Origin of the sequence: Streptomyces mutabilis (genome assembly GCF_014649815.1) — a bacterium.
Lineage (GTDB): Bacteria > Actinomycetota > Actinomycetes > Streptomycetales > Streptomycetaceae > Streptomyces > Streptomyces mutabilis.
The window spans coordinates 1-611 of sequence record NZ_BMTT01000200.1; the positions used below are offsets into that span (position 1 = coordinate 1).

Genomic DNA, 611 nt, shown 5'->3' on the forward strand with positions numbered 1-611 from the left:
ATTTGAGTTGTATAGGTACTTAGCATTTCTGCTACCGGTCTTGCTATTGACATCTCTACTAAACGCTCTATAAACTGCCGCTTATCAATAGGCTTAAAATATACATGCTGACATCTTGAATGTATAGTGTCTAATATTTGTTCCGGTTTCGTTGATAAAAGTATCGCAATTGTATTATCAGGGGGCTCTTCTAAAAATTTTAGTATACTATTTTCCCCTTGAACAGTTAATTTTTCAAAATCCTCAATAATATATACTTTATATTGACCCTCAATAGGTAGTTGGTTCATATGATGAACAAGTTTTTCAATTTGTTCTTTTTTAATTGTATTTTCATCAGAAGACACATATGAAAAGTCAGGATGATTAAAAGTATCAACTTTCAGTTCGCATTGATTACTATTATTACAAAGAATTAATTTAGTAAAATGGATTGCGACACGTTTCATCGTTTGTGCATCATCACCCTCAAACAAATATGCATGTGACAATTTGTTAGAATGATATGCGTTAGCTAACTGTTGTTGTTCATCCATAAGCGACTTACTCCCTTTATGATATTCATTATGTAAAAAGACTACTTAAATGATAGTTCTAGACTGTTGAGCATC

Annotated in this window: 1 protein-coding gene; it reads right to left on the reverse strand. The window is 31.6% G+C overall.

Annotated elements, in window-relative coordinates; translation table 11 throughout:
* The coding region (locus IE142_RS40015; RefSeq protein WP_502266914.1) for a DNA polymerase III delta subunit-related protein at nt 1–536 on the reverse strand (536 nt) is incomplete at its 3' end.
* Between the last annotated feature and the right edge of the window lie 75 nt (nt 537–611).